Source organism: Aliiroseovarius halocynthiae (genome assembly GCF_007004645.1).
GTDB lineage: Bacteria > Pseudomonadota > Alphaproteobacteria > Rhodobacterales > Rhodobacteraceae > Aliiroseovarius > Aliiroseovarius halocynthiae.
In genome coordinates this window covers 372475-397281 of the sequence record NZ_ML660019.1, presented here as the reverse complement: position 1 = coordinate 397281, position 24807 = coordinate 372475, and the positions used below count along the sequence as shown (strand labels likewise).

At 58.1% G+C, this 24807-nt stretch carries 28 protein-coding genes and 1 other RNA gene; 11 read left to right on the top strand and 18 right to left on the bottom strand.

The annotated features are described in order from the left end of the window. Positions 1 to 5: 5 nt before the first annotated feature. Positions 6 to 830 carry a TIGR00282 family metallophosphoesterase gene (locus FIL88_RS02085; RefSeq protein ID WP_142852157.1) on the bottom strand — a complete coding sequence of 275 codons (825 nt, stop codon included), beginning with the start codon at positions 828 to 830 and terminating at the stop codon, positions 6 to 8. Between the two features lie 100 nt (positions 831 to 930). On the opposite strand from FIL88_RS02085, the gene FIL88_RS02080 reads away from it, so the two are divergent. Next, the gene (locus FIL88_RS02080) at positions 931 to 1299 is read left to right on the top strand and encodes a hypothetical protein (protein ID WP_142852156.1); all 369 of its coding nucleotides are present in this window, start codon (positions 931 to 933) and stop codon (positions 1297 to 1299) included. Positions 1300 to 1334: 35 nt separating this feature from the next. Next, complete coding sequence (locus tag FIL88_RS02075; RefSeq protein WP_142852155.1) at positions 1335 to 2651, top strand: PepSY-associated TM helix domain-containing protein; 1317 nt, start codon at positions 1335 to 1337, stop codon at positions 2649 to 2651. Between the two features lie 59 nt (positions 2652 to 2710). On the opposite strand, the gene FIL88_RS02070 is transcribed toward FIL88_RS02075, so the two are convergent. Together FIL88_RS02070 and mgtE are read right to left on the bottom strand one after the other, a co-directional pair. Then, the gene (locus tag FIL88_RS02070) at positions 2711 to 3271 is read right to left on the bottom strand and encodes a 5-formyltetrahydrofolate cyclo-ligase (RefSeq protein WP_142852154.1); all 561 of its coding nucleotides are present in this window, start codon (positions 3269 to 3271) and stop codon (positions 2711 to 2713) included. A 21-nt stretch (positions 3272 to 3292) separates the two neighbouring features. Continuing rightward, a complete protein-coding gene (gene mgtE / locus FIL88_RS02065; RefSeq protein WP_142852153.1) occupies positions 3293 to 4678 on the bottom strand; it encodes a magnesium transporter in 1386 nt (461 codons plus the stop codon). Between the two features lie 128 nt (positions 4679 to 4806). Here mgtE and guaD point away from each other — a divergent pair, with 128 nt between their 5' ends. Next, positions 4807 to 6090, top strand: a complete 1284-nt coding sequence (gene guaD / locus FIL88_RS02060) for a guanine deaminase (RefSeq protein ID WP_142852152.1) — start codon at positions 4807 to 4809, stop codon at positions 6088 to 6090. A 3-nt stretch (positions 6091 to 6093) separates the two neighbouring features. On the opposite strand, the gene hisN is transcribed toward guaD, so the two are convergent. Next, entirely contained in the window at positions 6094 to 6897 is an 804-nt protein-coding gene (gene hisN / locus FIL88_RS02055; RefSeq protein WP_142852151.1) for a histidinol-phosphatase, read from the bottom strand. A 58-nt stretch (positions 6898 to 6955) separates the two neighbouring features. Further along, positions 6956 to 7324, bottom strand: coding sequence for a helix-turn-helix domain-containing protein (locus FIL88_RS02050; RefSeq protein WP_142852150.1), 369 nt, complete (start codon positions 7322 to 7324; stop codon positions 6956 to 6958). 300 nt (positions 7325 to 7624) lie between these two features. Here FIL88_RS02050 and FIL88_RS02045 point away from each other — a divergent pair, with 300 nt between their 5' ends. Then, positions 7625 to 8596: an NADPH:quinone oxidoreductase family protein gene (locus tag FIL88_RS02045; protein ID WP_142852149.1), complete on the top strand. Its 972-nt coding sequence runs from the start codon at positions 7625 to 7627 to the stop codon at positions 8594 to 8596. 14 nt (positions 8597 to 8610) lie between these two features. Here FIL88_RS02045 and FIL88_RS02040 read toward each other — a convergent pair whose 3' ends face one another. After that, entirely contained in the window at positions 8611 to 9462 is an 852-nt protein-coding gene (locus FIL88_RS02040) for a LysR family transcriptional regulator (protein ID WP_142852148.1), read from the bottom strand. A 123-nt stretch (positions 9463 to 9585) separates the two neighbouring features. Here FIL88_RS02040 and FIL88_RS02035 point away from each other — a divergent pair, with 123 nt between their 5' ends. The 3 genes from FIL88_RS02035 (at position 9586) to FIL88_RS02025 (ending at position 11394) form a co-directional block, all read left to right on the top strand. Then, positions 9586 to 9792 (top strand): DUF1127 domain-containing protein, encoded by a 207-nt coding sequence (locus tag FIL88_RS02035; protein ID WP_142852147.1) that lies wholly within the window; start codon positions 9586 to 9588, stop codon positions 9790 to 9792. Between the two features lie 115 nt (positions 9793 to 9907). Next, the gene (locus FIL88_RS02030; RefSeq protein ID WP_142852146.1) at positions 9908 to 10624 is read left to right on the top strand and encodes a Bax inhibitor-1/YccA family protein; all 717 of its coding nucleotides are present in this window, start codon (positions 9908 to 9910) and stop codon (positions 10622 to 10624) included. Positions 10625 to 10689: 65 nt separating this feature from the next. Continuing rightward, positions 10690 to 11394, top strand: coding sequence for an SGNH/GDSL hydrolase family protein (locus tag FIL88_RS02025; protein ID WP_221931118.1), 705 nt, complete (start codon positions 10690 to 10692; stop codon positions 11392 to 11394). Between the two features lie 193 nt (positions 11395 to 11587). Here the strand turns inward: FIL88_RS02025 and FIL88_RS02020 are convergent, their stop codons facing one another. Next, positions 11588 to 12700, bottom strand: coding sequence for an FAD-dependent oxidoreductase (locus FIL88_RS02020; RefSeq protein ID WP_142852144.1), 1113 nt, complete (start codon positions 12698 to 12700; stop codon positions 11588 to 11590). Positions 12701 to 12948: 248 nt separating this feature from the next. On the opposite strand from FIL88_RS02020, the gene FIL88_RS02015 reads away from it, so the two are divergent. Next, complete coding sequence (locus FIL88_RS02015; RefSeq protein WP_281281278.1) at positions 12949 to 13536, top strand: TetR/AcrR family transcriptional regulator; 588 nt, start codon at positions 12949 to 12951, stop codon at positions 13534 to 13536. 251 nt (positions 13537 to 13787) lie between these two features. Here FIL88_RS02015 and rpmG read toward each other — a convergent pair whose 3' ends face one another. From rpmG to gatC, 6 genes are all read right to left on the bottom strand, one after another. Beyond that, positions 13788 to 13955, bottom strand: a complete 168-nt coding sequence (gene rpmG / locus FIL88_RS02010) for a 50S ribosomal protein L33 (protein ID WP_008034579.1) — start codon at positions 13953 to 13955, stop codon at positions 13788 to 13790. Between the two features lie 177 nt (positions 13956 to 14132). After that, positions 14133 to 14523, bottom strand: an RNA gene (rnpB, locus tag FIL88_RS02005) — RNase P RNA component class A. A 12-nt stretch (positions 14524 to 14535) separates the two neighbouring features. Then, positions 14536 to 15222: an N-acetylmuramoyl-L-alanine amidase gene (locus FIL88_RS02000; RefSeq protein WP_142853416.1), complete on the bottom strand. Its 687-nt coding sequence runs from the start codon at positions 15220 to 15222 to the stop codon at positions 14536 to 14538. Continuing rightward, positions 15222 to 15932, bottom strand: a complete 711-nt coding sequence (locus tag FIL88_RS01995; RefSeq protein ID WP_185960812.1) for a hypothetical protein — start codon at positions 15930 to 15932, stop codon at positions 15222 to 15224. The genes FIL88_RS02000 and FIL88_RS01995 overlap by 1 nt, the downstream gene beginning before the upstream one ends. A 42-nt stretch (positions 15933 to 15974) precedes the next feature. After that, positions 15975 to 17456, bottom strand: a complete 1482-nt coding sequence (gatA, locus tag FIL88_RS01990) for an Asp-tRNA(Asn)/Glu-tRNA(Gln) amidotransferase subunit GatA (RefSeq protein ID WP_142852142.1) — start codon at positions 17454 to 17456, stop codon at positions 15975 to 15977. Then, complete coding sequence (gene gatC / locus FIL88_RS01985; protein WP_142852141.1) at positions 17456 to 17743, bottom strand: Asp-tRNA(Asn)/Glu-tRNA(Gln) amidotransferase subunit GatC; 288 nt, start codon at positions 17741 to 17743, stop codon at positions 17456 to 17458. Before gatC ends, gatA begins: the two co-directional genes overlap by 1 nt. Before the next feature lie 151 nt (positions 17744 to 17894). Between gatC and FIL88_RS01980 the strand changes: the two genes are divergently transcribed. After that, positions 17895 to 18593: a metal-dependent hydrolase gene (locus tag FIL88_RS01980; RefSeq protein WP_142852140.1), complete on the top strand. Its 699-nt coding sequence runs from the start codon at positions 17895 to 17897 to the stop codon at positions 18591 to 18593. A gap of 3 nt (positions 18594 to 18596) precedes the next feature. Here FIL88_RS01980 and FIL88_RS01975 read toward each other — a convergent pair whose 3' ends face one another. After that, positions 18597 to 19049 (bottom strand): nucleoside deaminase, encoded by a 453-nt coding sequence (locus FIL88_RS01975; RefSeq protein ID WP_142852139.1) that lies wholly within the window; start codon positions 19047 to 19049, stop codon positions 18597 to 18599. A gap of 72 nt (positions 19050 to 19121) precedes the next feature. Between FIL88_RS01975 and FIL88_RS01970 the strand changes: the two genes are divergently transcribed. After that, positions 19122 to 20084 carry a pseudouridine synthase gene (locus FIL88_RS01970; protein ID WP_142852138.1) on the top strand — a complete coding sequence of 321 codons (963 nt, stop codon included), beginning with the start codon at positions 19122 to 19124 and terminating at the stop codon, positions 20082 to 20084. 3 nt (positions 20085 to 20087) lie between these two features. Here the strand turns inward: FIL88_RS01970 and xseA are convergent, their stop codons facing one another. Together xseA and FIL88_RS01960 are read right to left on the bottom strand one after the other, a co-directional pair. Continuing rightward, positions 20088 to 21668 carry an exodeoxyribonuclease VII large subunit gene (xseA, locus tag FIL88_RS01965; RefSeq protein ID WP_142852137.1) on the bottom strand — a complete coding sequence of 527 codons (1581 nt, stop codon included), beginning with the start codon at positions 21666 to 21668 and terminating at the stop codon, positions 20088 to 20090. A gap of 1 nt (position 21669) precedes the next feature. Further along, positions 21670 to 22296, bottom strand: a complete 627-nt coding sequence (locus FIL88_RS01960) for a glycine-rich domain-containing protein (protein ID WP_142852136.1) — start codon at positions 22294 to 22296, stop codon at positions 21670 to 21672. Between the two features lie 59 nt (positions 22297 to 22355). On the opposite strand from FIL88_RS01960, the gene purD reads away from it, so the two are divergent. Continuing rightward, positions 22356 to 23618 carry a phosphoribosylamine--glycine ligase gene (purD, locus tag FIL88_RS01955; RefSeq protein WP_142852135.1) on the top strand — a complete coding sequence of 421 codons (1263 nt, stop codon included), beginning with the start codon at positions 22356 to 22358 and terminating at the stop codon, positions 23616 to 23618. Between the two features lie 104 nt (positions 23619 to 23722). On the opposite strand, the gene FIL88_RS01950 is transcribed toward purD, so the two are convergent. Beyond that, positions 23723 to 24439 (bottom strand): FG-GAP repeat domain-containing protein, encoded by a 717-nt coding sequence (locus FIL88_RS01950; protein WP_142852134.1) that lies wholly within the window; start codon positions 24437 to 24439, stop codon positions 23723 to 23725. Further along, positions 24439 to 24762: a 2Fe-2S iron-sulfur cluster-binding protein gene (locus FIL88_RS01945; protein WP_142852133.1), complete on the bottom strand. Its 324-nt coding sequence runs from the start codon at positions 24760 to 24762 to the stop codon at positions 24439 to 24441. Before FIL88_RS01945 ends, FIL88_RS01950 begins: the two co-directional genes overlap by 1 nt. Positions 24763 to 24807: the final 45 nt, after the last annotated feature.

The window sequence follows — 24807 nt, the reverse complement described above, 5'->3', positions numbered from 1 at the left end:
GGAAATCAGCCCGCATCCAAGGGCGAGGATGGCACCAAACGCCCCCCGTTTCGCACCATCTGAACGCGCGTGGCCTTGCCGGTCCGGTCATCCGTTTCGATGTAAAGGCCAGACAGCGTTGCCTCGCCTTCCGCTGGGGTGAAACGCCCTTTTGCCATGCCCGTGACAAAGCGGCGCATTGGCTCTTCCTTCTGCATGCCAATCACACTGTCATAATCGCCGCACATCCCAGCATCCGCCATAAACGCAGTGCCTTTGGGCAGGATTTGCGCGTCGCCGGTCGGGATGTGGGTATGCGTGCCCACTACCACACTGGCGCGTCCGTCGCACCAATGACCCACGCCCATCTTCTCGGACGTGGCTTCGCAGTGGATATCCACCAAAGACGCCTGCACAGCCCCGCCCAGCGTGTGCCGCTTCAACACCAGATCAACGGCCGAGAACGGATCATCATAAGCCCGCTTCATAAAGACTTGCCCCAAAACCTGTGTCACAAGGATCTTGCGGCCACGCACATCTGTGAAGACACGCGCGCCCACTCCGGGACAATCCTTGGCAAAATTCAACGGGCGGATAATGCGTTTTTCCTGCTCGCAAAAGCTTAGCATATCGCGCTGATCAAACGCGTGATCGCCAAGGGTGATCACATCCACACCTGCATCCAGCAGCGTCTTCGCGTGCCCCGCGTTCAGCCCATGACCGCTGGTGGCATTTTCGCCATTCGCGACCACGAAATCGAGCTTCCATTCCTCACGCAGCGTCTTCAGCCGCTCCGTCACTGCGCGCCGCCCGGCACGCCCCATAATATCGCCAAGAAAGAGTATCTTCATACCCAACAGCCCTAGGCGGCTCGGCCCGAAAGGGCAAGACCCAGCAGGGGCCCTGCACAATCTTCTGGCGGTTTCGATCGCGCTGGGGCACATACACGCCATGAATGCAGCACACCGCATCATATTGGTCCTTGTCCTAAGCCTTGCGATTATCTTGCCCAAGGTCGGATCGGCTGTGCAAATGGTGCTGCTTGGGGATCTTCAGGTCGTGGTCCTGTGTACCGGCGATGGGATTGTGACCATCAGGCTGGACGCGCAAGGCAACCCAGTTGAAACGGCCGAAGACGCGAACAGCGCACCCTGTATCATGGGTGACATCCTTCAAGCTGACGCGCGCGCCGTACCCCTGTGGCAAACTCTGTCGCGAAACCACGGACAGGTTGCGGGCCTTTTTCGACACACCGCCCGGACAGATCCCCCATACTTGCGGCGTAGACCTGCGCGTGCCCCTCCAATCCTGACTGTCTGACACACACCACATCTCAGATTTTCAAGGATATACCTATGACACTTCAGGAAACTGCGGCCCCGGTCGCACAGGCGCGCCTATCGGGCGGCGCCTTCTATCGCCTCGTATGGAAATGGCATTTTCTGGCTGCGCTTTATGTGCTGCCCTTCATGCTGATCCTATCCCTTTCCGGCGGGCTTTATCTTTACAAACCTCAAATCGAAAGCTGGCTTTACGCCGACCGCACCCATGTCGACATCACCGGACCAAAGCTGAGCTATGCCGACCAAATCGATGCATTGACCGATGCACATGGCATGAAGCGCCTTCGCTTGATCACCGTGTATGAGGACCCGACCCGATCCACCCAGATCGAGTACAACACCGGCGACAATGTACGCTCGGTCGCATGGGTGAACCCATATACGGGCGAGGTCTTGGCCTCGGTTCCGCGCGGCAAATTGTTCATGCGCATGGTCAAAAAGTTCCACGGAGAACTTCTGGGCGGAAAGATCGGCACCAAGTTTGTCGAACTCGCCGCCCATTGGGCCATCGTTTTAATGATCACTGGCGTCATCCTGTGGTGGCCACGTGGAAAGCGCAGCTTGCGCGACGCGGTTTCACTGCCCCGCTCGAACGGTCGGGCATGGTGGCGCGAGACGCATATGTTCACAGGGATGCTTGCAGCCTTACTGATCACGCCGCTGCTGATTTCGGGCCTGCCATGGACGGATGCCTGGGGCGGCGGGCTAAGCTATGTGCAAACACAAACCGGACAGAAAAGCGTGTCGCTGCGCTTTGGTGGGGGCGCGCCGAAATCCACAATGGATAGCGGAGAGACACTGCCCATCGCACAGATCGTCGCAATCGGGCGCAACCAAGGGCTGGCCTTCCCGATGGAGATCAAGCCACCGCGCAAACCCGACGCGTCTTATTGGATGCACTCAGCCTCACGCGTCCGGTCGGAGCAGACAGAGCTTGTGGTGGACCAGTATTCTGGCGACGTCCTGAAACGGATCGACTTCAGTGACAATCCGATCATTGCCAGAACCGTCTCCTACGGCATCAGCCTGCATCAGGGCGAGCTGTTCGGCCCACTTAACCTTGCGCTGAACACGCTGGCCGCGGGTTTGGGCGTTTTGCTGGCCGTGTCCGGTTTTGTCGCGTGGTGGAAACGCCGCCCAGAGGGCGAGCTGGGCGTGCCACGTGCACCCGAAGCCAAGCTAGGCTGGGGCATGGGCCTTACCGTAATTGTTTTGATGATCCTGCTGCCGTTGATGGGCGCTAGCCTGATCCTTGCATTGCTGTTGGATTGGATGTTGTTTCGCCGATTGGGATGGTTCCGCAACCGCGAACCGATGCCCGCCGAGTAAAGCTTGATCTGAAAACCTTCGGGCCCGCTGACAAAAGTGGGCCCGTTTGCTGTTGGGCGCTAGAACCAAGTCACGCCTTCATCAGTCACAATCGCGTCCAAGGGCTGGTCAGTGGGTTCAAGCGGCAGCCCTTCTGCCTCTTGTGCGCTGTAGGCATAGCCGATTGCTAATGTCGGACGCGCGGCCCGCAGCCCTTCCAGCGTACGATCATAGAAACCGCCGCCATAGCCCAGACGCCCGCCGTTTCGGTCAAAGCCCACCAAGGGGACCACAACGACCTCGGGTGTGATGAACTCAAGCTCGGCGGGCACTTGTGCGCCAAAAGGGCCATCCACCATGTCACTGTCGGGGCGCCAATTGGCGAAGTTCAGCGCCTGCCCTTCCCCCACGATATACGGCACGCCGATTGTGGACCACGCGGCCATCGCCGCCATCGCGGGCAAGGGATTGATCTCGGTCCGGATCGGCATATAGCCAGCAATCGCTTTGCCTTTGTGGTCGTTCAGAACCGAAATCAAGTGCGCCACGCCCAGCGCAGACCGCGCTTCAGAATGCGCCTCTTTTCGGCGGGCAAAGGCAGCTTTGCGGGCAGCCGCTTTCACGGCAGTCAGATCAGTCATGTCGAAATCCAGTCAGGGTGGTCAAGTCAGCAATACGGCGGCAAGGCCAAGGAAGGCAAAGAACCCCACAACATCCGTGACCGTAGTCACGAACGCGCCCGAGGCCAGTGCCGGGTCGATATCCAACCGATCCAGCACCACTGGAATGATAACGCCTGCAAGCCCTGCGATCACAAGGTTCACGACCATCGCCACGCCGATCACGACACCCAAAAGGGGCGTGCCAAACCAGATGACACCAACAATCCCCATGACCACCGCAAAGATGATCCCGTTCACCAACCCAACGGCCGCTTCCCGCCAGATCACGCGCCACAAGTTGGCCGAGGTCAGGTCTTTCGTGGCAATCGCACGCACCGCCACGGTCAGGGACTGTGTGCCTGCATTCCCGCCCATCGAAGCAACGATCGGCATCAAGACAGCCAAAGCCACGAACTGGGCAATCACTGCGTCAAACTGGGCGATGACCAGCGACGCCAAGATCGAGGTCACAAGGTTCACGGCCAACCACGGAAAGCGGCGCTTGGTGGTTTCCACAACCTTATCCGACAGAGAGCTTTCTTCACCCACACCTGCCAGACGCAGAATGTCTTCTTCGTGCTCTTCATCCAGAATGGCCATCGCATCGTCGATGGTAATGACGCCAACCAGACGTTCATCCGCGTCCACAACGGGGGCCGAGATCAGGTGGTACTGGTTGAAGGCATAGGCCACTTCGCCCTCGTCCTGCAGAACCGGAATGATGCGGAAGCTGTCTTCGGTAATCGCGGTCAACGCGATGTCGCGTGCGCTTCCCATCAAGCGGCCCAATGTGACGTATCCGGTCGGGCGCATGCGTGGATCAACCAAAATCACGTGATAGAACTGCTCGGGTAAATCGTCTTGCGATCTTAAGAAATCGATGGTCTGCCCGACATTCCAGTGATCCGGCGCGACCACAAGTTCGCGCTGCATAAGACGGCCTGCCGATTCCTCGGGATAAGTCAGGGATTGTTCGACAACCACCCGGTCATCATCATCCAGAGCATCCAGAACAGCTTTGGTCTGCGGGTCGTCCAAATCCTCGATCAGGTCAACAACGTCATCTGTTTCCAGATCGCGCACGGCCTCGGCCAGAACGGCGGGCTCCATCGCGCCAACCACGTCTTCGCGCAGACCCTCGTCCAGTTCGGACAACACCTCGCCGTCAAACTCGGTGCCGTACAAACGCACGAACGTATCGCGCTCGTCCTCGGGCAGCTGTTCAACAAGGTCGGCAATGTCTGCGGCGTGCAGAGGATCCAAAAGGGTCTGAAGCGCAAGGGCATCTTCGGCGACCAGCGCATCACGAACCGGGCCAAAGGTTTGGCGATCCAGCTCGTAGTCACCTTCTTCGGGCGTATCGTCGATTTGTTGGTCATCCAGCATCGCGCGCCCTCCGTCCGTTTCTTGGCCCGACAATAGGACAGACAGACAGGCAAGTGAACCGGCAGAAAGACATTGAACCTGTGAATTTCGCAGCCTACCTTAAACGACGGCGAAAAACGGAGAGGCCAATGGAACTGATTTTGGGACAAGTGCTTCAGTTTACGAACACACCTTTCGACGGACGGCCCGAGGATGCGGCCACGCATATCCGCCACGGTGCGGTTCTGGTGCACGATGGGACAATTGCCGATGTGGGTGACGCGGATACCCTACGCGCCCAGTATCCCACGGCGCAGGTGACCGATATGAGGGATGCCCTTCTGTCCCCCGGTTTCGTCGACACGCATGTGCATTACCCGCAAACAGCCATCATTGCATCTTGGGGCAAGCGACTGATCGACTGGTTGAACAGCTATACGTTCCCGGAAGAAAGCCGGTTTGGTGATGCAGATCACGCGACCCAAATTGCCGAAACCTATTTCGATCTGGTGACAGCGGCGGGCACGACAACGACCGTCAGCTATTGCACCATCCATCCCGAAAGCGTGGATGCCTATTTCACGGCCGCGCAGAAACGTGGGCTTCGTGTTCTGGGCGGCAAGACCTGCATGGATCGCAACGCGCCGGACAACCTGCGCGACACAGCGCAATCTGCATATGACGACAGCAAGATGCTGCTGGATCGCTGGCACGGGCAAGACCGCCTATCTTACGTGATCACGCCGCGTTTTGCGCCGACATCAACCCCGGAACAGCTGGAGGCCTTGGGTGCGCTTTGGGCCGAACATCCCGACGTTCTGATGCAAACCCATATCAGCGAGCAACACGAGGAAATTGCATGGGTCGCGGACCTTTTTCCTGACGCCGAGGACTATCTGTATGTCTACGAGCAGTTCGGTCTGGTAGGTAAAGGCGCGCTTCTGGGCCACGCAATCCACCTGACGGAACGCGAACGTGACCGGATCCGCGAACTGGACGCAAGCTTGATCCACTGCCCTACGTCGAACATGTTTATTGGCTCGGGTCTTTTTGACATGCAGGGGTTGGTGGCGCAGGGGCACAGGATCGGTCTGGCCACGGACACCGGCGGCGGATCCAGTTTCTCGATGTTGCGCACGATGGCAGCGGCCTATGAGGTTGGACAGTTGTCGGGCAAAGCTTTGCACCCCGCGCAGCTGTGGTGGCTTGCAACCGCCGGATCAGCACAAACCATCCACATGGGTGATCGGATCGGGCGTCTGGCCAAAGGGTACGAGGCCGACATCATTGCGGTTGACCTTAAATCGACGCCAGCGATTGCACAGCGTACGGACCGGGCCGCGACGATCTGGGAAGCCCTTTTTCCCACCATCATGATGGGGGATGATCGCGCAATCTCGGCGGTTTGGGCCGGCGGTCAGAAGATCAAATAACCGTCAGACCTGCGACAAAATCTCAAGCGCCTGCGCATGCAGTTTCGCATTCGCGGCAGCTAAGACACGGCCACCCTGATGAACTGGATCGCCCTGCCAGTCGGTGACAATCCCACCCGCTGCCTCGATCACCGCAATCGGGGCCTGAACGTCATAGGATTGCAGACCCGCTTCAATTACCAAATCGACCTGCCCTGCGGCGACTAGCCCATAGGCATAACAATCCATCCCATAGCGCGTCAGCTTGGTCTGGCGCGACACAGCATGAAACGCCTCGCCTTCCGCAGAGGTGCCGACTTCCGGGAACGTCGTAAAGAGGATCGCGTCAGACAGTTCTGAGGTCACCCTCGTTCTCAGTTCGCGTCGCCCCATTGGCCCGTCCACCCAAGCTTCACCAAATCCGCCCAAAAAACGCTCTTTGATGTAGGGTTGGTCGATGACGCCCAACTGCGGGCCCGTTTCAGGTCCGACGGCAATCAGCACTCCCCATGTGGGGGTGCCGGACAGAAAACCGCGCGTGCCGTCGATCGGATCTAGTACCCAAGTCAGACCGCTTGCACCCTCTTTCGCACCAAACTCTTCGCCGACGATTGCATCCTCAGGGCGCATCTCTGCCAGCAGAGCGCGCATTGCTTTCTCGGCTGCGCGGTCACCTTCCGTGACGGGATCAAACCCTTCATCCAGCTTGTTATCCGCCGTCAGACCATCTGATCGAAAATGTGGAAGCACAGCAGTTCGCGCCGCGTCCGCCAAAACGTTCGCAACGCGAATTAGTTCGGTCTTAGTCTCTGTGCTTAACGCCTGCATCGCTGATCTCCCTGCTGTCTAAAGCGCGGTATCAGCGTTGGGTCAGTTACGTCAAGCGTCAGGCGACATCGGACAGCACGCGCGCCAATTCAAACAGACGGCGGCGCTGGTTTTCAGGGATGGCATAGTAGCTTCGAACCAGCTCAAGCGCTTCCTTATCCGCAAGAATATCACCAGGAATAGTGTCGCTGGTTATCTCATCCGTATGGTCTTCCAAGCCCTCGAAAAAGAAACTGACCGGAACTGAAAGCGCCGAGGCCATATCCCAAAGACGGGACGCCGACACCCGGTTCATACCGGTTTCGTATTTCTGGATTTGTTGGAACTTAATCCCGACTTGTTCGGCCAATTGCTGCTGGGTCATCCCCACCATCCAGCGCCGATGCCGGACACGTTTTCCAACATGGATATCCACAGGATGCTTCATCCAATAACTCCTCGTTAATCGGCTGCAAAACAGCCAAACTCACTTCTTGATAACAGTCCCCGCGCCTCACAACAGGCGTAGTTCCCCATTTCCCCACGCGCGACCAGATGGCTCTGGCGAGTGTGAAAGACCATCCACCACCCCTGCGGGTGAATTCCCGCATAGCCAACACGCAACTTCTGTTTAGCATAATCATAAAAGCTTGGCAATTTAACCCGTTAAGGACTGGGCAACCATGGACGCTACTTGTTGTTCTCGATTTTCAGAAGCAAGCGCGCTACATCACAAGTAGGAGGCCCCATGAAGACATTTCGCGTATCAGAACTTGGAAAACAGCCCACTTTAACCGCGCTGTCGGCCCTGCCTCTTCAGCCCGGCCACGCCCGCGTTGACATTCGTGCCTGCGGCCTAAATTTCGCAGATCTTTTGATGACCAAGGGGCGCTACCAAGACACGCCTGAAACGCCTTTTTCTCTTGGGATGGAGCCCGCTGGCATCGTGACCGAACTCGGCCCTGAAACTGGCGGGCTTGCCGTGGGAACACGGGTTGTCGTTTTTTCCGGCAAGGACGGCCTAGCAGATGAGGGCGTCTTCCCTGCGGATCGCTGCCTGCCCCTGCCCGACAACATGAGCTTCGAGGACGCCGCTGCGTTCCAAATCACCTATGGCACCAGCCACATGGCACTGGACTATAAAGCCCGCCTACAACCCGGCGAAACTTTGCTGGTGCTTGGCGCTGCGGGTGGTGTCGGCCTGACCGCCGTCGAAATCGGGAAAGTGATGGGCGCGCGTGTCATCGCTTGCGCACGCGGCGCCGATAAGCTGGAAATCTGCAAGAAGGCGGGGGCCGATCATATGATCGACAGCACCAGCGAAGATATCCGCGAGGTCGTGAAGGCCCTCGGCGGGGCTGATGTTGTTTATGACGCGGTCGGCGGAGAGCAAGGCGAAGCCGCGTTCCGTGCCACGAATCCAGACGGAAGGTTCCTGTATATCGGGTTCGCATCCGGCGACATGCCAAATCTGAAACCCAACCACATGCTGGTGAAGAACATCACCACAATCGGGTTCTATTGGGGCGGATACTTAAAATTCAATGCCGACGTCCTGACTGACAGCCTTCGTCAGCTTCTTACGTGGTACGCCGAGGGCAAGATCCACCCACATGTCAGTCATACACTGCCGCTTGAACAGGCCGAAGATGCGCTCGAACTTCTGCGCAGCCGCAAATCCACCGGCAAGGTGGTGGTGACGATGGGGCCGAATAGCTAGACCCATCGCAGGCTTTATAGTTCGTCAAAGGCGCGCCGGATCATATCCAGAAGATCATCCATCGCCTGATGGCTGCTTTTGGCGGCGTACATGTTCACCTGCGTGACCGCGAGGTCCGGCAGCGCGCCGCCGTGATCAACCACATCCAGATCACTGCGCACGGTGCCTTCGATCACCGCATGAACGGCGAGGTCAGCGGACAGAGACGCTTCGATGGTGCGGGTCGAATCGCTTTCGACGCCCATTTCCCAGGAGATACCCGCTTCGTCCAACGCCTGCTGTACACCTTTTCGGAAGATGCAGTTATGCTCGAACGCCAAGCGCAAGGGGCGTTGCCGCCACGCCTGCCCGCCCGGTGCGCCGACCCAGACCAGCGGCAACGCAGTCAATGTCTCGCCGCCGGCGTCCATTTCCTCTTCCGTGGTCAGAATGGCGTCGCACTCCCCGCGCGCAAACATCGCCTTCAATCGACTGGTATAGGACGAGATCAACTGAACCCGCATCCGCGGATAGGCCGCATGAAACTGCCGCAACACTTTGGGGATTGCCGGATAGACCACATCGGCTGGCACACCCAAAACAACTTCACCCTCAAAGGCCTGATCGGTCAGCCGCGAATAAACCTCGTCATTCAGACGCAGAATGCGACGCGCATAGCCCAGAAGCTGTTCGCCATCGGCAGTCAAAGAAACGCCGCGACCCGAACGATCAAGCAACGGGCGGCCCAAGCTTTCCTCGAGACGCTTCAATTGCATGGACACAGCGGATTGCGTCAGATGCAGAAGTCCGGCTGCTCGGGTTACACCTCCGGCATCGGCGACAGTCGCAAAGCTGCGTAAGGCAGTCAGATCAAGATTACGCGGCACATCAACCTCCGTGATATATTAACACACAATCATTCATTTTACTTATTTCACCCAACCAAGCATAACAATCAAGAAATTTGATGCAACACACATCATCCATCGCAAACACCAAGGAGAGACGAGATGACCGCCGTAACCTGCACCAACGCCCCCGCCGTAAAGCACAGCTTCTCGCCGCTGACGTGGCTTGCAACCGCAATCCAGACCCGTCGCGAGCGCGTAGCCCTGTCGCAGCTTGACGATCACCGCCTGAAAGATCTGGGCCTGACCCGCGCCGAAGCCGACCGTGAAGCTGGCCGTCCGATCTGGGACGTACCGGCACACTGGTAATACTAAGCGTTTCACGCCGTTAAACACTTGAAAATTACGCCGCCCTTGCCAATATAACGGCCAAGGGCGGTTTCTGTTTTGGGGGCCGCCAAAGAAAGTTTGCTTGGAGGTCTCAATGGCTGAGTTTGACACGATCCGCGCAGGTGCTGGTACACGCGCCGCGATCGACGAAGGGCTGCGCGCCCATATGAACAAAGTATACGGCACCATGTCGATGGGTCTGCTTCTGACCTTTGCGGCTGCTTGGGCCGTGGGCAACAACGCCGCGATGATGGAAACGCTGTTCACCGGCTTTACCCGTTACATCGTGATGTTTGCCCCGCTGATCATGGTTTTTGCCTTTGGCGCAATGATCAACCGCCTGTCCGCCGCTGGCGCACAGCTGTTCTTCTACGCCTTCTCGGCTGTGATGGGTGTGTCGATCAGCTATATTTTCGTCGTGTTCACCGGCATGTCGATTGCGAATACTTTCCTGATCACTGCCATCGCCTTCGCAGGTCTCAGCCTTTACGGCTACACGACCAAGCGCGACCTTGGGCCGATGGGTGCATTCCTGATTATGGGTCTGATCGGTATTATCATTGCATCGATCGTGAACATCTTCATCGGCTCGTCGATGATTCACTTCGCGATCTCGGTGATTGGCGTTCTGATCTTTGCGGGCCTGACCGCCTATGACACGCAGAAAATCAAGAATGACTACATCGCACATGCCCATGCAATGGACAGCGAATGGCTGGCGAAATCCGCAATTATGGGTGCTCTGAACCTGTATCTGGACTTCATCAACTTGTTCATGTTCCTGCTGCAGTTCCTGGGCAACCGCGAGTGATCTGCACTGCCTGAAAACAACAGGGCCGGTCATCGCGACCGGCCCTTTTTTATGAGATGACGCCCGTGTTCGTGATTCTTGAAACCCTCGCCAAGCTGCTGCTCAGCCCGTTCCTGACCTATCAGGCGCTGCGCGTGCGTAAGACCGCCAGACGGCTTCCCGAGCCTCCTGGCCACCGCTCGGGGGCAAGCGGGCAGGGTCAGCCTTTGACACTTCTGATCACAGGGGATTCGTCTGCTGCCGGCGTGGGGGCCACACATCAGACCGAAGCGCTTTCAGGACAGCTTGTTCAAGCACTCAGCACCTCTTACCATGTCGACTGGCAATTGGTGGCACGGACTGGGAACACCACACGCACCACCCTGCCCCTTCTGCGCGCACAAGAGGCGCATCCAGTCGATGTCGCCTTCGTCGTCCTTGGTGTGAATGACATTACCAGCCAGATCCCTCTGAAACGTCTTCTGCGTCAGCGCGAGCACCTGTATGCACATCTATTCAATGACTGGCAGGCCAAGCGTGTAATCGTGGCCGGCATCCCCCCGCTTAGGAAGTTCCCCCTGCTGCCACAACCACTGCGCTGGTTTCTCGGCCTGCAAGCACGTCGCTTTGACACGGCCCTTTCCCAACAGGCACAACAGATGGGTGTGGACTACATCCCCTTCGATCTGCCCCTGACGCCCGAGATGATGGCCGAGGACGGCTTCCACCCCGGCCCCAATACCTATTACCTGATGGGCCAAACCGTAGCGCAGCGCATCCTGCACCGCTAGCCCGGCACCAATTCCCCAGATACGGCATGACAAATAGATTGCCCCTGAGCGCAGTTTTGCTCGAAACCAGCCGTTCAAAGCGTCTCTATCGTTAGCCGTAGGGCGGACAAAGAGGCCATTTGAAAACACTATTCAAATGGCTGCTTTCAAGATCCCAGATGCACGAGACAAATGCCAACTCAAGGGTGGCAAGCTATGTCAAGAGCATCCTGCGTACAAGTTTGCGGTTGATCGGCATCAAGCCTCCAAGGGCACCAACCGTTTTTAGAGCCAACGTCTTTGTTAGGCTGGACTCGGCCATGACGTTTTTACGTGCCGTTTCAGTGAATTCGATGATCTCTTTGCCGCGCGCGTGGCGTGCGTCGCTGTAACCTTGCATGCCCTCTGGTTCGAGGCGGTGTGTTATTAGACGCTCCACCCATTCGTCGGCATCTTGGATGCCCAGATTCATGCCGCGGCCACCAACAGGCGAATGTGTGTGTGCGGCGTCGCCGGCAATCCAGATACGCCCACGCCCATAGCTGCCAGCTTGACGGATACCAATTGTGAAGTCGCCAGCACGGTGAAGGTGCTCAACTTTCATTTCAACAGGAAGTGCAGTAAGCGCATCTGGTTCAGATGCAACAAGTCGATAGCGTTTGGGTGACATAGGAATCACGAAGACGGCATTGCCGTCGTTCTTCAAATAGACGCGGAAAACACCTGGTTCAGTCCATCCTGATGCATCCACATCAGCAATCGACCATTTAGTCGGCAGATCATACCCCTGCATCTCTTCGCCAAGGTAATCCCGAACCATAGACCTCACGCCGTCGGCCCCGAGAATGAAAGCATATGATTTTGTTTCACTGTTGATCGTCGCTTTGGGAAAGTCGGCCTCTTCTGAAATCCCTTCAAGGCTTTTCTCATACTCGACCTGGACACCATGCCCGGCCAGCTTCTCGGCAAGTATGGCTTCAGTTTCATTTTGAGGGAGGCAGAACAGACGAACATTAGGATCGGGATCAACGTCCATAGAAAGTGTCATGGTTTGCTGTTTGTCTGTCCATACCTCAACGCGGTGCACCGGCTGAGCTGCATTACGTACCAACGGACCGGCGCCTGACTTATCAAGAATGTCCATGGCCCATGGCATGATACCAACTGCCCGCGACAAAGCGGACGGACCTTCACGACGCTCAATGATGCGCACCGGAATTTCACGGCGCGCAAGTTCCAGCGCGGCAGTAAGGCCTGTCGGTCCTGCCCCGACAATCAAAACGGGCGTGTCTTGGGTTGCATCAGAAATATTGGGGGCTTGGGTCATTGGGCTTCTCCTGCCTTTCGCTCGTTATCGACTCTCGCAAATCGAAAACGACCTCTTTTAACCGAATAGATAATGTTTACACCGACTACATAAAGATTCATGTTGTCGATGTAAACATTTTTTGGCAAACTTTTTGGAAGAGGCAGCTTCGGTCCCGCAAACGATTGACAGAACACACAAGAGATTCGATGCAGTCATTGACTACATCAGTCGTTCGAAACCGCTAATATCAACCTTTGGAGTGGACAGTGTCTGGCCCATATCACCACGGCAACTTGAGAAACGCCCTCATAGAGAGGGCAATTGAAGTTATGGACAAAGAGGGTTTGGAAAAACTGAGCCTTCGAGGTCTCGCCCGTGACTTAAACGTCAGTCACGCTGCCCCGCTGCGGCATTTCGCAAACAAAGCAGATCTACTACGGGAAATCGCCCAAGCCGGCGTTGAACGCCTGATTGAAGCGAGCAAGTCGGCAGGAGACCTAAAGCCGGGTTTGGACCGTTTACGGCAAACAATGAACGGCTATGTTCTTTGGGCTACCGAGAACGCCGCATATCATCACATCTTGCGAAATCCAGATGTCATGCGACACGCTTCGGATGATCTGAAGTCCTCTGTGGACAAATTCGCTTCCATGCAATGGGAGGATATTACGGCTGCTCAATTGAGCGGATGGCGACCTGACGAGGATCCGAGGTTGCTGTATCTGCATCTTATCTCGCTAACCGCAGGAACGGCGATCGTTCTTACAGACCCGATGTATCGGGCTGTTCTCGGGCGAGAATTAGACGTCGTCGACATCAAAGGCTCGATCGGCATCTTCTTAGACGCCGCGTGAATACAAACCCAAAGTTCAGTGAGAGTTGTTCAGCTCGGACATTCCACAACTTCGCTGAATTTGGAGACTTGGGTTCGTTTCCCCCTTCCCCGCGCTCTAACCGAAGGTTCGTTTCTTCCGAAAGGGTCAGCGGTGCTGCTAGGAAATACCAATCTATATGTCCATTAGGGACAAACTATGTGGCCACCGACACCAGAAACGAAAAAAGCCGCCCCAACCGGGACGGCCTTTTTACCCAAAGAAACTCGATCTTACTTGATCTTGCCTTCTTTGTATTCAACGTGCTTGCGCACAACCGGGTCATACTTTTTGACAACCATTTTCTCGGTCATGGTGCGTGCGTTTTTCTTGGTCACATAGAAGTGGCCGGTATCCGCGGTCGAGTTCAGGCGGATTTTGATTGTGGTCGGCTTCGCCATAACAAAAGCTCCTATCGGGCGGGCGCATGCCGCCCGGCGTAAATCTCTGGAACCCGCCTTTTAGCGCCAATTCAACCCGAGTCAACCGCAAAGCAGAGGAATCCTCGGCGCCGCTGCTTTTTCTTGTCACAAATATCCCCGCCGGAGGCCTAAATCTTTGAAACCGACAAGAATCATGTGCGCGGACGGCCTGTAAGCCGGATTCTGTCTTGGTGTCGCCACCATGGATGACCATTCCTCTAGACCTGCTGTTACCAACAGGTTCAAGCTGCCAACCCGGATCTGCTCGGGGCAAGACACCCCTGGGGTTACCCCCGCGCGATCCCTATTAGGCATTGCTCCCGGTGGGGCTTGCCGTGCCGCCGCTGTTGCCAGAAGCGCGGTGGGCTCTTACCCCACCGTTTCACCATAACCCGCGCATGCGCAGGCTGTCTGTTCTCTGTGGCGCTGTCCCTCGGGTTTCCCCGGCCGGGCGTTACCCGGCACCGTTGCCTTGTGGAGTCCGGACTTTCCTCGCGTCACGCCGAAGCAAGCCCCGACAGTCACCCGCGGTCATCCAGCCATCCGCGCAGGGCTGGACTTAGGCGATGGGAACAGGGCGGTCAACGCCGAAGCGCGTGGCAAGGTCTTCAGCAATCCCCATATCACGAGCATCCAACACCCCGTGTTGCCACGGGCGGAACCGCTGACGAAATGCCCGCAGCACTGGATTCAGCCCATCTGAAATGGGATAGCCAACGCGCGCGAGCAGGCTTAGAAAGCGCTCGGTATCGACAGTCACATCGCTTCCCTCGGGCCAAATCGACAATCCCTGTCGTGCCAAGCGCGCCCAGTCGAAACGTCGTCCGGGGTCGGACTTCCGCGCAGGCGCCATGTCGCTATGACCAATCACACCCACAGGCGCGATACGCCACCGCTGCATAATCTGGGGCAACACCGACTCTAGCGTGGCCATCTGTGGCTCGGAAAACGGGGATGCCCCATCATTGTCCAACTCGATGCCAATCGAGCGGGAATTGATGTCGTCCAGACCGCCCCAAAACCCCGCCCCTGCATGCCAAGCGCGCATCTCTTCCGGGACCAGCTGAAACAGCCGCCCGTCACGATGGATCAGGTAGTGGGCAGATACCTCGTGTGCGGGATCACACAGGCGCTCCAATGCGGCCTTGGGATCTTGCATCGCAGTATAGTGCAGGACAATCAGAGACGACTCCAACCCCTCCCGGCGCGGGCCGAAATTCGGGGATGGATGCGCGATGGGCTGCATCACTCGGTGGAAATGTTCAGTGGATTACCAGGCAGCGGCACCGGAGTAGCCTGAGGTGCAGGCCCGGCGGGAATGCCGATGGCCTCCAACTCCGAAGAGCTGACGGCTTCCGCACTAGTTGGCACAGCCGTAATTGCCCCCCCACGAGCGGCTCGGAAAGGTGCCGGGTTCCAACCGCAGGCAAATCCGTCGCCGTCTGGGTCAATCCCATAGCGGTCCCGCTTCGGGCCACCAGCTTCCAAGAACGCAATCTGAGCGAAATCAGCCGAGGTGTAGCGAGAGCAATTACGCTGAGCACGGGCTGCACCAGATAGGGAAGAGCGTTGGTATACTGACTGCCCAACCGAATTGGTCGTGGACAACGCGAACTGAACGATCGAGGTCGAACTGCTCGCCGGGCGATCCGGAACTGCTTCGGGCTGCACCTGTTGGTAATTCGCACGATAGCCCTGCAGACGTGCCGCATCGCTCTCAATGCTTTCACGCGACGATACGGCACTGAAATCCTGTTCGTCCGAGATGGTTGCGGCCTCGGACACGGCGGTGGGCACCGCGTCTACAGAACTGCCTTGCCCAAAGGCCGAAAGAGGCTGACCACCTGTCCCAGCAGCCGGCTGAGCCCCCACATTTGCAGGGGATCTACTGTCCGGAAGGGGCGCGACACATCCAGCCATCAGGCCAAGAACGGCAAGTCCAATAGTGATACGCATCGCGGGGCTCCTTTGGGTTCTCTCACGCCATCAAAGCGCGTTTTACCACCATTTCGACGGCTTCGCCACAAAGCCTGCACGGGCCTCAACCTCGTGCGCGATATTCAGCAGATCGCCTTCTTCCCACGGGCGGCCGATCAGCTGCAGACCGAGGGGCAGACCCTGCGCATCCAATCCTGCAGGGATCGAGATGCCGGGCAGGCCAGCAAGGTTTACGGTCACGGTGAACACGTCGTTCAGGTACATTTTGACCGGGTCAGCATTCTCCATCTCGCCCAGACCAAAGGCCGCCGATGGCGTAGCCGGGGTCAGGATGGCGTCAACGCCAGCCGCAAAGACATCGTCGAAGTCTTTCTTGATCAACGCGCGCACGCGACGGGCACGGTTGTAATAGGCATCATAGAAGCCAGCCGACAGCACATAAGTGCCGATCATCACGCGGCGCTGCACCTCGTCACCGAAGCCTTCAGCGCGGGTTTTGGCGTACATCTCGTCGATGCCATCCCCCGCTTCCAGCTTGGCGCGGTGGCCGTATTTCACGCCGTCATAGCGGGCGAGGTTCGACGAAGCTTCAGCCGGAGCAATCACATAATAGGCAGGCAGCGCGTATTTGGTATGCGGCAGCGAGATATCGACGATCTCGGCCCCTGCATCGCGCAGCATGTCGGCCCCATCGGCCCAAAGCTTTTCGATCTCGGCGGGCATGCCCTCCATGCGGTATTCTTTCGGGATCCCGATTTTCTTGCCTTTGATGTCGCCCGTCAGCATGGCTTCAAAATTCGGCACCGGAATGTCCGCGCTGGTCGAATCTTTCATGTCATGGCCACACATGGCTTCCAACATGATGGCCGCGTCACGCACCGACTTGGTCATCGGACCAGCCTGATCCAGCGACGAGGCAAAAGCCACAACACCCCAGCGCGAGCAGCGGCCATAGGTGGGCTTGATGCCGGTGATGCCGGTGAAGGCGGCAGGCTGACGGATGGATCCGCCTGTATCGGTGCCAGTCGCAGCCAGACACAGATCAGCTGCCACGGCGGATGCCGATCCACCCGAGCTACCACCCGGCGTCAACTGACGATCGTCCACTTTCCACGGGTTCACCGCATTGCCGTAAACCGACGTCTCGTTCGACGAGCCCATGGCGAATTCGTCCATGTTCAGCTTGCCCAGCATCACCGTGCCTGCATCCAGCAAATTCTGGCTGACGGTCGATTCGTATTCCGGCGTAAAGCCCTCCAGGATTTTCGAGGCCGCCTGCGAGGGCACACCCTTGGTGCAGAACAGGTCCTTGATGCCCAGCGGAATGCCGCACATGGCAGGCGCATCACCCGCCTGAAGACGTGCATCCGCAGCTTTCGCCTGCTCACGCGCCAAGTCCGGCGTGTTGTGAACGAACGCGCCCAGCGCATCTGCGCCTTCGATTTCGGTCAGGCAAGCCTCGGTGATCTCGGCCGAGGTCACATCGCCCTTGCGCAGCGCGTCACGGGCATCGGCAATCGTCAGTTTGTTCAGCTCAGTCATCACTCAACCACCTTCGGCACAGCAAAGAAGCCTTCGCGCGCATCGGGCGCGTTGGACAAGATTTTTTCCGGCATATTGCCATCGGTCACCACATCTTCACGGCGTTTCAGACGCATCGGCGTCACCGAGGTCATCGGCTCGACGCCGTCGACATCGACTTCATTCAACTGCTCGATAAATCCGAGGATCGCATTGAAGTTCTCAGCCAGTTCAGGCAGGCGGTCGTCTTCGACCTTGATGCGGGCCAGATGCGCAACCTTGCGCGCGGTTTCTGTGTCGATGGACATGGGGGGCTCCCGGGCTCATGTTTCGACCAGTCGTTTAACGCGCGCGAGACGTGCCCGCAAGCCATGTGCACCTGCTGCACCATCGCCTCATGGGTGACAGGCTTGATTTTGCTGTTACTGTCAGCCCGAATGATGAAAAGAGAGGCTTCTTATGCAAATCACATTTCTAGGCCACGCAGGTTTTCGGATCGAAATCGAAGGGGCCGTGCTTTTGATTGACCCCTGGTTGGACAGAAGCCCGATCTTTCCCGAAGACAGGCGGGACGAGGCAATCGATGGCGCGACTCACATCCTGATCACACACGGACACGGGGATCATGCGGCATCCACACTTTCGATTGCGAAAGAAAAGGGTATTCCGATTGTCGCCATTCACGAGCTGGCCACGTTCTGGGGCAAAGAAGATGGGATCGAGACGTTGGGCTTTGGGAAAGGCGGCACCGTCGATCTGAATGGTGCGAAGGTCACGATGGTCAATGCCTCGCATTCTTCAAGTTTCGACTATCTCGGCGGTGATCGTCCCCTTTGTGCGGGGTCCGAGACCGGGTTCATGATCGCTGGCGAAGGTCACGTGATCTATTTGTCAGGCGACACCGACATCATGGCGGATATGGAATGGATGGGGGATCTGCACAAACCCGATATCGGCATTCTGTGCGCCGGTGGACACTATACAATGGACATGGCGCGGGCAGCTTATGCGGCAAATCGGTATTTCGATTTCAAAACCGTGATTCCCTGCCACTACAAGACATTCCCCATTCTTGCACAATCCGCGGATGAACTGATCGCAGCCCTACCGAATGTGAATGTTATAGAGCCTGAGCTTCTGAAGCCGATCACGATTTAGGCGTCACCGTCGCGCAGCGAAAAAATCCCTTAGGATCTGTTCAGCTTCACCCGCACCGATGCCGTCATAAACCTCGGGCACATGGTGGCATTGCGGGTGGCTGAAAATGCGCGGACCTTGCGCCACGCCACCCGATTTTGGATCGGCAGCAGCATAATATACGCGCCGGATCCGCGCCGCCGAAATGGCCGTGGCGCACATGGGGCATGGTTCAAGCGTGACGTAAAGGTCATAACCCGGCAAGCGTTCTGATCCTGCGCGCGTGCAGCCTTCGCGGATCACAAGGATTTCGGCATGGGCCGTTGGGTCGTTCAATTCGCGGGTTCGGTTGCCCGCCTGCGCGACCACATGACCGTCCGGCGCAACCAGCACGGCACCCACGGGAACCTCGCCGCGTGTTGCAGCAGCGCTGGCCTCGGCCAAGGCGGTGTCCATATGGCTTTTGAAACGGGTCATGCCCCTTCATGCCTGCCCTGCCCGCGATTGCCAAGGCTTCCCCTTTCCGGTGGCGCAAGGTATGCCGGGGGTATGACGGATAAACCCACCCCCACCCAGACACCAGCCGGCGACCGGATCGCCAAAGTGCTGTCGCGCGCCGGCATTGCCAGCCGCCGCGACGCTGAACGCATGATCGAAGCCGGACGCGTCAGCGTCAACGGCAAGGTGATCGACAGCCCAGCTCTGAACGTGACCCCCAAGGACAAGATCCTTGTGGATGACAAACCCGTGGCCGAGCCCGAGCCGCCGCGCATTTGGCTGTATCACAAGCCCACTGGGCTGGTGACCACCGCCAAAGACGAAAAAGGCCGCGAAACCGTCTTTGACAAACTGCCCGAGGATATGCCGCGCGTGATGAGCGTGGGGCGCTTGGATTTGAACTCGGAAGGGTTGCTTCTTCTGACCAATGACGGTGGCGTAAAGCGCAAGCTAGAGCTGCCGTCGACCGGGTGGACCCGCAAATACCGCGTGCGTGTGAAGGGCAAGCCAACGGACGACATGCTGGCACCGGTCCGCAAGGGAATCACGGTGGATGGCGAACGCTTCCAGCCCATGTCGATCTCGCTTGATCGGCAGCAGGGCGCGAATGCGTGGCTGACCATCAGCATTCGTGAAGGCAAAAACCGCGAGATTCGCCGCGCGATGGAGGCGATCGGCCTGTCAGTGAACCGCCTGCTGCGCGTCAGTTATGGCCCGTTCCAACTGGGAGAGCTGAAATCCGGCGAAGTCGAAGAGATCCGCCAACGCGTTGTGCGGGAACAATTGGGCATGGAAGCCCCAGCAAAAGCACCCGTTCGTAAACGAGCTGAGATCCCACGTGGCAAACATGGGAGCAAACCGGGCGCCAAGCCCGCATTCAAGGGCACTGGGCGTTCTGGAGGAAAACCGGGGCAACGCCCGACAGGCAAGAGCTTTGGTGGCGGCGGGTCACGCGATCGGAACCCGGGCGGCAAACCGCAAGGCAGGCCTGGATCACGAAAAAATAAGACTTAGAGCTTAGAAAAGTGACCCTTGATCCGGGGCGTCTTTCTTAGGCTTTGCTTTGCGGGCAGGTTTGGGTGTCGGAGCCGTTGTGGCAGGGGTAGACCCGGATCCATCCAGCGCCAATCGGCCATCTGCGAACTCGATCTCCAACGCCTTGGCCTTGCTGGCGGCATCCTGCGTCGTCACCACATCGCCGTCGCCACGCACAACCGCATAGCCGCGTTTCAGTGTCTCGGTATAGCCAAGCGTCTGACGCATCCTCTCGAGCGCGGCCAAACGGTCTTTCTGACGCGTGACGGCAGATAGATAGGCGTTGTCCAGCCGAGCAGATGCGTCCAGAAGCGCTTGATTTCGCTGCTGATTGGCCTGTGCAATGCGCCCCGAATCCAATCGCGCGGCCAAACGGTCAAGCTCGCGTCGATGCTGAGCGGTGCCACGTGACAGACCCGGACCGAGCCGGCTGGTTGCCGTTGCCAGCTTTTCACGCAACGGCGCAAGGCGAGCTGTCAGGGCGCGAGGGCGCAACCCAGCCGAAGCTTCGCTGAGTTTCACCCGCCGCGCCTGTGTCATCTGGGTCAAGGTAATGGGGAGCTTCAGACCCGCCGTGTCCAGTCGCTGGCGCGGTCCGTCCAACAAGCTATCCGCGCGGGGTAAGGCGCGGGACAGGTCGCGCAAACGCTGACTACGTTGGTTAACGCCCTGCTCTAACGCACGGGTTAGGCGGGTGCCTTGTTCTTCGGTCCACGCCAGAAGCTCCAGCCGAACCGGAACGGCGTGCTCGGCAGCGGCAGTGGGCGTTGGCGCGCGCAGGTCAGACACAAAGTCGATCAGCGTCGTATCGGTCTCGTGACCCACCGCCGAAATCAGAGGGATGTCCGAACTGGCAGCAGCCCGCGCCACGATCTCTTCGTTAAAGCCCCACAAATCCTCGATCGAGCCACCACCGCGCGCTACGATGAGCAAATCAGGTCTCGGCAGTGCTCCGCCCGGTGTCATGCGGTTGAAACCTTCGATTGCGGCGGCAACTTGTGGGGCACAGGCGTCCCCTTGAACAGCAACGGGCCAAATCAGAACCTTACGCGGAAAGCGGTCGCGCAGCCGGTGCAGAATATCGCGGATGACCGCACCTGAAGGCGAGGTCACAACCCCGATCACCTCGGGCAGGAAAGGGATCTTTTTCTTGCGTTCGGGGGCAAAAAGACCCTCGGCGGCCAGCGCTTTCTTGCGTTTTTCCAACATCGCCATCAACGCGCCTTCGCCCGCGACCACAACGTCATCCACGTTGATCTGGTATTTGGACTGGCTGCCAAAAGTTGTGATCTTGCCCGAGACGATGACCTCCATCCCTTCTTCCGGCATGATCGACAGGCGGCTGACCTGCCCTTTCCAGCTGACCGCCGCGATCACGGACCGGTCGTCTTTCACGTCGAAATACAAGTGACCCGAACGGGCCAGCATCACGCGCCCGACTTCGCCGCGCACACGCACACGGCCAAACGCACCTTCGATGGTCTTCTTCACCGCGCCCGAGATCTCGGAAACGGTAAACTCTGGGGCGTTTTCACCCGGCTGGGGATCGTCGATCAGGTCCATATCAGTCTCCTCCGCATCCGCCGCCACCGCAGCTTGAGCCACAGGTTGCGCAGCCGCCAGAATTATTCGAATTCGAGCGCGGGGTCATGGCGAAAAGCGGCATGCCACCAATTTCCCAAATCACCACAACAACCAGCAAGCTGCCCAATACTACATCCACACGACCAGTCGCCATGCCCGCCAATACCGTAATCGCGGACGCAATCAAAAGCATCAGACGCTTGGATTTACGTGAGGGTTCCACCGCAGCCCAGAATGCATCCGGCGGGGTCTGGTCAAAACAGGCGGCATAAAGCGCGCGAGTGTGGCGATACTGCTCTGCATGTCGCGCGGCATCGGCCGGGGTACGCCCCGGCTCGTGATGCAAGGGACGCCCAAAGACCTCTTTACACAGACCGTCCCAATAGTCGCGCGTATACGTCATGTGTTTGTGCCAGATTTTGTCAATCACCACCGACGGGGTGACCGGGCTGTCCGAAACCTGCGTCAGGTACAGAAAACGGCGATATTCCTTGATTGCATTCTGGGTGAAGTCACGATCCCAACGATTTTCCCGCATCAATGCATCAACGAACACATTATCAAAGGTAAGCGATTGGAGTGCATTCCAAAGCTTTTCGTTCTGCATGCTTGTCGGCGCCCTGCTGCTTCTGTATTTCACCCACAACTTATACAGGGAGAGCATCCATGAACATCCTAATTCTGGGCAGCGGCGGACGCGAGCACGCTTTGGCATGGGCAGTGATGCAGAACCCCAAATGCGACCGGCTGATCGTGGCTCCGGGGAACGCGGGCATGGCGCAGATCGCGGAATGCGCCATGCTGGATATCGAAGATGGCGGCGCTGTGGCAGCGTTTGCACAGGAAAACACCATCGACTTTGTGATCGTCGGCCCCGAAGCCCCACTTGCGGCTGGTGTGGCGGATCGTCTGCGCGAAGCGGGCATCAAGGTGTTTGGCCCTTCAGCCGAAGCCGCAAAGCTGGAAGCCTCGAAAAGCTTTACGAAAGAGATTTGCGACGCGGCCCACGCACCGACCGCAGCTTACGGACATTTCACCGATGCCGAGGCGGCCAAAGCCTATATCCGCGAACAAGGCGCACCGATTGTTGTTAAGGCGGACGGATTGGCAGCTGGCAAAGGCGTGATCGTGGCGATGGACGTTGAAACCGCGCTGGACGCCATCGACGACATGTTTGGTGGCGCCTTTGGCGGAGCGGGGGCCGAGGTTGTTATCGAAGAGTTCATGGACGGCGAAGAAGCGTCCTATTTCATTCTGTGCGATGGCAAAACCGCGCTGCCCATCGGGACGGCGCAGGACCACAAACGTGAGGGCGATGGTGACACCGGTTTGAACACGGGTGGTATGGGGGCCTATTCCCCGGCTCCGGTTCTTACTGACGACATCGCCGCCCGCGCCATGCGCGAGATTGTGCAGCCCACCGTAGACGAAATGGCCAAGCGCGGGACGCCTTATCAAGGCGTGCTCTATGCAGGGTTCATGATCAAGGACGGACAAGCGCGGCTGGTGGAATACAACGTGCGCTTCGGAGACCCGGAATGTCAGGTTCTGATGATGCGCCTTGGCGCGCAGGCGCTGGATCTGATGCTAGCCTGTGCCGAAGAACGCTTGCACGAGGCGCAGGTGAACTGGGCAGATGACCACGCGATGACGGTCGTGATGGCCGCCAATGGCTATCCGGGATCGTATGAGAAAGGTTCTGTGATCAACGGGTTGGACGCTCTGCCGGAAGATTCGAAGAACATGGTGTTCCATGCAGGCACGACTGAGGTTGACGGAAAGATCACGGCCTCAGGCGGGCGGGTTCTGAACGTCACTGCCCGCGGCGACAGCCTGCAAGAAGCCCGCGACCGCGCCTATGCAATGATCGAGGGGATTAACTGGCCAGAGGGGTTCAACCGCTCGGACATCGGTTGGCGCGCGCTTTAATATCATCAGCGGCAGCTCACTGCGTGAGCCTATAGGGGGCTTTGCCCCCTCGTGCCCTTAACAGGGACACGTTCCCCCAGGATATTTCCGACAAGAAAAAGAGGTCAGTCGCAGCGCAGGGCTGCCTCGAGGCTGCCTGGATCTTCGTATTTTCCAACCGGAGCGATCTGGAATTCACCATCCACCAAACGTGCTTCCATGACGCGTGACCAGTTGGCACTGGCAGTGATGATCACAGGAGGTTGGCTCGGGCAGACGCGAATGCCGCCTTCGATATCGGGGCTGCCATATTTGTGATTGGTCAGCCCGCCAACCGAGGCGATTTCCCTGAAAGCATAGGGCGAATGCGTTACATCAACGGTGACCAAACGCAGACGACGTGCAAGATGGGGGCGGTCGACATAGGCGATCTCGTCCAGCCCGTCACCGTTGAAATCCGCCATGCCAGCAACTGCCAACCAGCGAAAGCGCGTACCGATGGGGGCGTTGTTCCCCAGTGCGGTCAGCATACCGTCTTGCAGCCCATAGACACGGATCATCGCGCCAGTTGTGTCACCACTGAAGACCGCAACAATCTCGGGCGTGCCGTCGCCATCGAAATCATGCAGGCGCGGCGCAGTGTCTTCGAAGACACCGCCGGAAACGCGGGTCAGAAGGCGCGTACCGTCCGTCAGCGTGACCTCCAACGCGCCATATTCACCACCGGGCACCGCGCCGTGGCCATAGCGGTCCGTTGGTTCGGCATAACGCGCCGAGGCAATGTCGGCCGCAGCGGGTGCGGCCAGACAGAGTGATAGAAGTGCGGCTTTGACGCCGTACATCAGATCTGTTTTTCAGGCATATGGACCACAAGGCCATCCAGATCTTCCGTCACCTTCACCTGACAGGTCAGACGCGAACGCGCGGCGTCAGGTTCGAAGGCGAAGTCCAACATGTCTTCTTCCATTGCGTCCTTCGCCGGGATCTTTTCGATCCAAGCGTTGTCCACATAAACATGGCATGTCGAACACGCACATGCGCCACCACAATCCGCTTCAATTCCAGGAACATTGTTGTCGCGGGCGCCTTCCATGACGGTCAGGCCGGGGGCAACATCCACGACATGTTCGGTTCCATTGTGCTCGATATATGTGATCTTCGCCATGTGGCATCTCCATTACTGGCGTATTGTGTACGCCTTTTCGACCGG

Bases quoted from the DNA above. Each gene is read 5' to 3' on its own strand.
- FIL88_RS02085 (WP_142852157.1), bottom strand. From the start codon at position 830: ATGAAGATACTCTTTCTTGGCGATATTATGGGGCGTGCCGGGCGGCGC.
- FIL88_RS02080 (WP_142852156.1), top strand. From the start codon at position 931: ATGAATGCAGCACACCGCATCATATTGGTCCTTGTCCTAAGCCTTGCG.
- FIL88_RS02075 (WP_142852155.1), top strand. From the start codon at position 1,335: ATGACACTTCAGGAAACTGCGGCCCCGGTCGCACAGGCGCGCCTATCG.
- FIL88_RS02070 (WP_142852154.1), bottom strand. From the start codon at position 3,271: ATGACTGATCTGACTGCCGTGAAAGCGGCTGCCCGCAAAGCTGCCTTT.
- mgtE (WP_142852153.1), bottom strand. From the start codon at position 4,678: ATGCTGGATGACCAACAAATCGACGATACGCCCGAAGAAGGTGACTAC.
- guaD (WP_142852152.1), top strand. From the start codon at position 4,807: ATGGAACTGATTTTGGGACAAGTGCTTCAGTTTACGAACACACCTTTC.
- hisN (WP_142852151.1), bottom strand. From the start codon at position 6,897: ATGCAGGCGTTAAGCACAGAGACTAAGACCGAACTAATTCGCGTTGCG.
- FIL88_RS02050 (WP_142852150.1), bottom strand. From the start codon at position 7,324: ATGAAGCATCCTGTGGATATCCATGTTGGAAAACGTGTCCGGCATCGG.
- FIL88_RS02045 (WP_142852149.1), top strand. From the start codon at position 7,625: ATGAAGACATTTCGCGTATCAGAACTTGGAAAACAGCCCACTTTAACC.
- FIL88_RS02035 (WP_142852147.1), top strand. From the start codon at position 9,586: ATGACCGCCGTAACCTGCACCAACGCCCCCGCCGTAAAGCACAGCTTC.
- FIL88_RS02030 (WP_142852146.1), top strand. From the start codon at position 9,908: ATGGCTGAGTTTGACACGATCCGCGCAGGTGCTGGTACACGCGCCGCG.
- FIL88_RS02020 (WP_142852144.1), bottom strand. From the start codon at position 12,700: ATGACCCAAGCCCCCAATATTTCTGATGCAACCCAAGACACGCCCGTT.
- rpmG (WP_008034579.1), bottom strand. From the start codon at position 13,955: ATGGCGAAGCCGACCACAATCAAAATCCGCCTGAACTCGACCGCGGAT.
- FIL88_RS02000 (WP_142853416.1), bottom strand. From the start codon at position 15,222: ATGCAGCCCATCGCGCATCCATCCCCGAATTTCGGCCCGCGCCGGGAG.
- FIL88_RS01995 (WP_185960812.1), bottom strand. From the start codon at position 15,932: ATGCGTATCACTATTGGACTTGCCGTTCTTGGCCTGATGGCTGGATGT.
- gatA (WP_142852142.1), bottom strand. From the start codon at position 17,456: ATGACTGAGCTGAACAAACTGACGATTGCCGATGCCCGTGACGCGCTG.
- gatC (WP_142852141.1), bottom strand. From the start codon at position 17,743: ATGTCCATCGACACAGAAACCGCGCGCAAGGTTGCGCATCTGGCCCGC.
- FIL88_RS01980 (WP_142852140.1), top strand. From the start codon at position 17,895: ATGCAAATCACATTTCTAGGCCACGCAGGTTTTCGGATCGAAATCGAA.
- FIL88_RS01975 (WP_142852139.1), bottom strand. From the start codon at position 19,049: ATGACCCGTTTCAAAAGCCATATGGACACCGCCTTGGCCGAGGCCAGC.
- FIL88_RS01970 (WP_142852138.1), top strand. From the start codon at position 19,122: ATGACGGATAAACCCACCCCCACCCAGACACCAGCCGGCGACCGGATC.
- xseA (WP_142852137.1), bottom strand. From the start codon at position 21,668: ATGGACCTGATCGACGATCCCCAGCCGGGTGAAAACGCCCCAGAGTTT.
- FIL88_RS01960 (WP_142852136.1), bottom strand. From the start codon at position 22,296: ATGCAGAACGAAAAGCTTTGGAATGCACTCCAATCGCTTACCTTTGAT.
- purD (WP_142852135.1), top strand. From the start codon at position 22,356: ATGAACATCCTAATTCTGGGCAGCGGCGGACGCGAGCACGCTTTGGCA.
- FIL88_RS01950 (WP_142852134.1), bottom strand. From the start codon at position 24,439: ATGTACGGCGTCAAAGCCGCACTTCTATCACTCTGTCTGGCCGCACCC.
- FIL88_RS01945 (WP_142852133.1), bottom strand. From the start codon at position 24,762: ATGGCGAAGATCACATATATCGAGCACAATGGAACCGAACATGTCGTG.